General features: G+C 46.4%; 1 protein-coding gene and 1 pseudogene. One reads left to right on the top strand and one right to left on the bottom strand.

Annotation, left to right across the window (positions count from 1 at the left end):
* Nucleotides 1-212 (top strand): annotated as a pseudogene (locus Q0314_RS06825) (sel1 repeat family protein); the annotation flags it as partial.
* Nucleotides 213-512: 300 nt separating this feature from the next.
* Here the strand turns inward: Q0314_RS06825 and Q0314_RS06820 are convergent.
* A partial coding sequence (locus Q0314_RS06820; protein ID WP_298057729.1) for an autotransporter domain-containing protein occupies nt 513-2,990 on the bottom strand: 2,478 nt, incomplete at its 5' end.

The raw sequence follows: 2,990 nt of genomic DNA, 5'->3' as shown, positions 1-2,990 counted from the left end.
ATCAAGATTACCAAAAAGCAGCCCAGCTTTATCAAAAAGCTTGTGATGGGGGAGAGGCTTTGGGTTGTGGTAGTTTAGGATTTTTATACGAATACGGCAAAGGCGTAAGACAGAATTTTTCTACTGCAAAAGAGTACTACGGCAAAGCCTGCAATTTAGGTCTTCAGCCAGGATGCGATGATTATAGAAAGCTAAATGAAAAAGGCTACTAGCGTTAGATCCGCGGTCAGTTTCTTGCCGATTAACGGAGACGCTAATCACAATTTCCACTGCTTCACCAAACTGCATTTGTAGTTTTTTAAGACGCAATTACTAAAATAGCGAAGTAGACGTTAAGAGATCTTACAAGCAGCGGCGTAAGTCGTATCTATACGCTTAATTTCCTAAGCCGCATTTTCGAGACAAATTTCTATCTCCAAAATGCGGCAAATTTACAAAGTCAAATTTAAACCCGTAGCGAGCTAAGTAAATTTAGCTCGCTCTAGGCAAATTTAAGCTTTTAATCCGAAAGATTAAAACGCCCAACTAAATTTGGCGTTTACGCCGTTTGATTTTACGTTACTGCCGTATGCTCCAACATAGCTAAGGCCGACTCTAAAGTTTCTGGTAAATGCAGCCTCGATACCAAGCTCGGTAGTGGCTAGATCTTTTAGCTTTTCGCCCTCTAGTTTAGTTGCGCCAAGGCCTGTAACGTTCATATGAGCGCTCGGGGTTTTATCGCCTAGGAAGCGGTTGTAGGCTACATCGGCTTTTGCGACTAGGCCTACGCCGTCCATGGTAAATGCGATACTAGGTTTTACGCCCACGCTTGCTACTTGCAAGTCTCTATCCTCGTTTCTGATCTGTACCAAAGAATTTGCCACATCGTCGTTTTTAAAGCGGATATAGGTTAGCCCTGCATAAGGTTCTAGGCTAAAGCCGTTTTCATAGCTTAGCCCCGTATAGGCGATCTGGGCAAATGCGCTGATAGCCGACGCATCGGCGTCTTTATACTCGTAAGCCAAAGGAGCGTATGAGTTAACGACTCTTTTTTCTTGATCAAATTTCGAGTAGATAGCGCCCAGGCTGATTTTGATAGGATCAAGTCCTATGTCGCCGTAGATACCCGCATGTGCGTCTTTGCTTTTTACCGCCTTGCTATCGCCTAGCTTGTGGTTTGTTTTGCCAAGCCCTACGAATACGCCTGCTTTTGAGCTATCGCCTACTAGAAAATCAACGCCTACTAGATTTGTAAATGCGTTCGTGCCCAGTCTGCCGCCGGCGTTATTGTCAGAAGTTATCCTGCTAGCGCTGCTAAGCAACCAAAGCTCAACTCCCGTGTCGATATCGGCTCTTTTAGCGCCGTTTTTGTTTTTAACCGAATTTGCCAGCATAAACGAGTCTATAGCGGAGTTGTTTTGCGCTTTAAAGTCTAGATCGTTTGAAAACGCGCCGAAGTATGCCGCCGCTACGCCATGAGTGGCTCCTAACATAGACGAATAAATAGCGCTGCTAGGATTTGCCTCGACCAATCTCGCAAACGACTTCTCGGCGCTAGTAGAGGCTACCTCCTCCATGCTTTTGCCTTTTTGCAAAGAAAGAGCTAAATTTGAGCCACTAACAGTTTCTTTAGTGGTTTTAAAGAACGCATAGCTATCCTCGACGTTAGCTAAATTTACGCCCGCGAAGTTTCCGCTCGCGCTTAGGGTTTTCTTTAGAGTCGGATTTGCGGCCAAATTTGCAAGCTCGGCGTTTGATAGCATAGCCGCTTTCAATAAAGAGCCCTCTTTAAATGTTAAATTTAGATTATGGGCGCCGTCGTTAACTATAAATGCGCCGCCCGCGTTTATAACGGCGTTAACTTGCGTAGCGTCGCTTGCCTTGGTCGTGCTTACAAAACCGCCCGCGCTTGGAGTTTGGTAAGTAAGAGCGTTTAAAACCTCAAACTCGCCGCCTTTGTGGACGTTTATACTTCTTGAAGTTGAGATTGATTGATTTAAGGCCGAAATTTTACCGCCGTATATATTTACAGCTCCGGTAAAGCTATTATCTCCAGTAAGAGTCAAAGCGCCGTCTCCTCTTTTAGTTAGCGAGCCTTCATAGCCTTCCGCCGCTCTTGCAGCCCTAGCCTGCTCTCTTGCGGTTTCAAAGGTCATCTCGGCTTTTTCTTCCGAGCTCAAATTTGACTTGGCGTTAAGAGCCGCTTTTCTAGCCGCCCAAGCCGCAGCGTCGCTATCGTCCTCGGTTTTTCTAAATTTGATAGCGACGTCTGAGATGTTATTTGTCCAGATATCGTTTTGATTCATCGTAACGTCAAAGTTTCCTAAGAACTGCCCAGGACCGAACATCGCTTTACCGAGGTCGAGTATGCCCCAACCCCAGACGTTACTAGGTACGCCCTTTCCGTCGCTACCCCAACGCTCTAGCATGCCGCCTGCACCGTGACCGGCTCTTAGCGTCCTTTGTCTAGCCGTAGTTAGCATAGTTTCTCTAATCTGAGGCATACTCATATATGGATAGCGCTGCATTATGACGCCCAAGGCTCCGCTAACGTGAGGAGCGGCCATAGAAGTACCGCCGGATGATTTATAAATAGCTTTGCCGTATGTCGCATTGTCGGTAAGCTCGACGTACGCGGAATAAATCTCTTCGGCCGGTGCGGCGATCGTCCACCACTTCGAGTGTCCGGCAAGGTTAAATTCCTGAATATCCGAGGACGCCTTATGTCCTCTTATGTATTCGTTAGAATCATTAGGATAGCTATCCGCGCCGGTTTGACCCGTGACGTTGATCCAGTAGTCCTCGGCATCCGGCCTAAAATAAGGCAATGCCGCGCGAGTGAAAGACTCGGCCATCAAGCTTCTGTTTCCGGCCGTAAATACCTGGATAATCCCTCTTTTTACCGCTACTTCGTAAGCCGCGTCCAAGAAGCTTTTTTCGCCGCTAGTTACGAACTGATAATAAGCCTTTTTGGCCTCGTTCATATCTTTTAAATTTATATGGTCTTTTGC

Source organism: uncultured Campylobacter sp. (genome assembly GCF_938040115.1).
Lineage (GTDB): Bacteria > Campylobacterota > Campylobacteria > Campylobacterales > Campylobacteraceae > Campylobacter_A.
Note: the sequence above shows the minus strand (reverse complement) of the source record. Positions and strands in the feature narration are given on the sequence as shown.